Genomic DNA, 2,844 nt, shown 5'->3' with positions numbered 1-2,844 from the left:
ATATCTTCACTATCAAAACTTGAGGAATCAGGAATTATACATAAATACCCATCATCCTCAACATGGGGATTTTTCAAGAATAAATTTTCAAAATTAGTTACCCTTATTTTTGGAAGTTCATCTGGATAAAATTCTGGGAAAATAATATGTATTTCCCAAGTCTTATCAGAGTTAGTATATTCGGTTCTCCATACATCTAATCCCTTTTTTTCGACATCAGTTAGTTGTAAATATCTACCAGCTCGTGATAAATAATACTCAATTTTTATCAATGCGTCTTCGCGCCGGCGAGATAAAAAGGATTCTTTTTCATCCAAATCTTCCCCCTCCTCGATGTTCAACAGGATATCTGGATGAAGAAGAAGCAATGCCCTCGGAAGAATCAGTACGCTTTTCATCAAAATCATCAAAAAATCCATCACCCATGAATATCCAATCCCAAACAGACCTTGCTTGCTTTATGTCACAGTCAGAAGCATCCAGTGCAATCAATTTATCAATGGCCATCTCAATCTTGTCTTTTAGATTATTAACATTGGTATCATTGTTAGTCTTTGTGATTGTGGGCTCATCCGGGTGAGCAAGATTCCTGATTGTTTTTGATATTTTAAGCCGAGAATTAATATTTAGCAACAATTCCCGAAATGCCCGATCGGTCCTGTCATAAAAAGTATTTTGACATTCCGTGGCAAGCATTGTTAATTTCATGCCATTGGGCATATCCCAATTCTGGCGACTCCGTACAAACCGTTTTAATAACTGAATGAGAACTCGTAATTGACTGCCTTTCCCTGTTTTCTGCTTGTTCCTTGATTCAATCTCGTCATTAAACCAGGTATTAACCTGTGTTGGATCTGATTCTATCCATTCTTCCTCATTCGCAAGCTCTCTGACAATATCATCATTATCGTTATTATATTTTCGGTATATTGGAAAATCGACGTGATGTTTTTCTTCATCTTCTTCAGAATAAAAGACTCTGACACAGTTTTTACACAATTTTGGCTGCTTGCAGAATCTGCCATCTTTTAAAGTTTCTTTGATTTTTTCCCTTATGTATTCCGTGGAGAAATATTCCCCATCATCGTTTTTAAGATCTTCTTTTTCAAAGACTATCCCATCATCAATATCGTATTCCTCATCAGAAAAACGTGTTTGAATTATTGTTTGCATGGCCATAGACCCTTGTGGCTTAAAACAGGATTCGGTAATAGTTATGCCAAGTGTTTCCGGCACCCGGGAAATAAGTCGATCTCGGTTTGCTTTTCTATGATTATACAGCTTTTCTTTAAAAACTGTACTTAGCCTTACTTTTTCATCCCAAAAAGCATCAATTGCATCACTATAATCAAACATATTAATCTCCTTTTATTCACTCAAAGTGTTTGCATATGCCATCCAATCAACAGCAGGAACCGTTGCCAATGATTGAAGCTTCCATAATAATCGAAACACAAAATATGCCAAAGAGTTTTCCTTTGGCCCAAAAGTATAAACAAAACTGTCAACATCTGCAAAAATATCAAAACTTGCCCCTTCAGCGGCAAATCCACAATCAACACGTTTATCGCCGGTTAGCGTTTTATGGTTTTTCTGAAAAGTTATACCGAAATCGTCCTCCCAATCAACTCGCAATGCAAGAATTCCCCCTATTATATCAAAGTGTTTCTTGGCCGGATACACTCCTCCCGCATGTACAATATCAACTGAGGTACGCTTTAATCTTCTGACGGACAGGATTTTCTCTGCTGTATATTCAAGATACCCTTTATTAATGGTGGGTTTACATTCAAATATAGCATAAACAGCCTCTGCAGGAACATAGCGGTGCTTGTTATTGTCCAGTAATGTTGGGGTGTATTGTCTATCAAAAACTACAATGTCAATAGAATGGCTTACGCTTCCTTCAGAGTCAATGATCATTGCTTTTTCGACAGTATACCTGTTTGGTAAATACTTGGTTAAAAAATCAATGAAATATCTTTCATTAACCTCACCCTTATCTCCGTTATGGGCAATCCTATCCGAAGATTCCAGGTTTGCAATTAAACATTTTTGCTCAGAAGCAAAGGCATTTCGAAGGAAATATAGACTATTTTGTTCCGTGATTTACAGATTACCTCTTTATTTACGATACCGCCGATGGCGAGCGTTTGTCAAAGGGCCTATGATCAATTTATCCATGTTTTCGCGAAAGCCTACTCTGGAGATCAAGAGCAAGAGCGGAAGACGAGATATGCTGAGCCCCCGCCGAACCTTAGCACTCCTGGATCGGCGCAGATCGGCCACTTTGGTTTTGCTTAACTGAATGGCATCTAAAAAAGTCTTAAATTCGGCGTTACAATCTGCCATGTTTTTACCCCCTGGGCGGAAACGGGTCGTTTCCGTGACTATCGCTCTGCTGAATTTTCCCATCTTTACCATGGATGACAAATTCAGTCCCTTGATGACGGCTCATGGCCCTGCCCAGGTCAACTGCCGCCTGTTTGGTTTCCGCATGGGCGCTTGCTTTTGCGGCTCCGGCCAGCTTTACATCCCATCCCCCTTTGGAATTGGGAACAACATGGTGTTGATTTTTCATAATCTACTCCTCTCCCACGACTACCAGCATCATGGAATAACAACGGAATCGACATTATGCCCTTCACATAATGTCATTATAATTGTCAAATATAACGAAATATTATGCCATTGTCAATATAATTTACCAACAAAAATGAGAAAATTCGGTTTTCACGTCAATTATATTGACATTCCGTCCGAAATACGATAGAATTGACTTATGAGAACGAAAGAAAGCTTCTACCGGAGTATTGGCGAACAGATAAAAGCGAAACGTCTCGC

General features: G+C 38.9%; 4 protein-coding genes. All 4 read right to left on the bottom strand.

Annotated features, from left to right (window positions below; translation table 11 throughout):
- A partial coding sequence (locus LBQ60_03260; GenBank protein ID MDR2036921.1) for a hypothetical protein occupies positions 1-341 on the bottom strand: 341 nt, incomplete at its 3' end.
- Entirely contained in the window at positions 310-1,356 is a 1,047-nt protein-coding gene (locus tag LBQ60_03255; GenBank protein MDR2036920.1) for a hypothetical protein, read from the bottom strand. The genes LBQ60_03255 and LBQ60_03260, both read right to left, overlap by 32 nt.
- Before the next feature lie 12 nt (positions 1,357-1,368).
- Positions 1,369-1,923: a hypothetical protein gene (locus LBQ60_03250; protein ID MDR2036919.1), complete on the bottom strand. Its 555-nt coding sequence runs from the start codon at positions 1,921-1,923 to the stop codon at positions 1,369-1,371.
- A gap of 433 nt (positions 1,924-2,356) precedes the next feature.
- Entirely contained in the window at positions 2,357-2,581 is a 225-nt protein-coding gene (locus tag LBQ60_03245) for a DUF2188 domain-containing protein (GenBank protein ID MDR2036918.1), read from the bottom strand.
- Positions 2,582-2,844 lie beyond the last annotated feature (263 nt).

It is taken from the genome of Bacteroidales bacterium, assembly GCA_031275285.1.
GTDB lineage: Bacteria > Bacteroidota > Bacteroidia > Bacteroidales > UBA4181 > JAIRLS01.
Note: the sequence above shows the minus strand (reverse complement) of the source record. Positions and strands in the feature narration are given on the sequence as shown.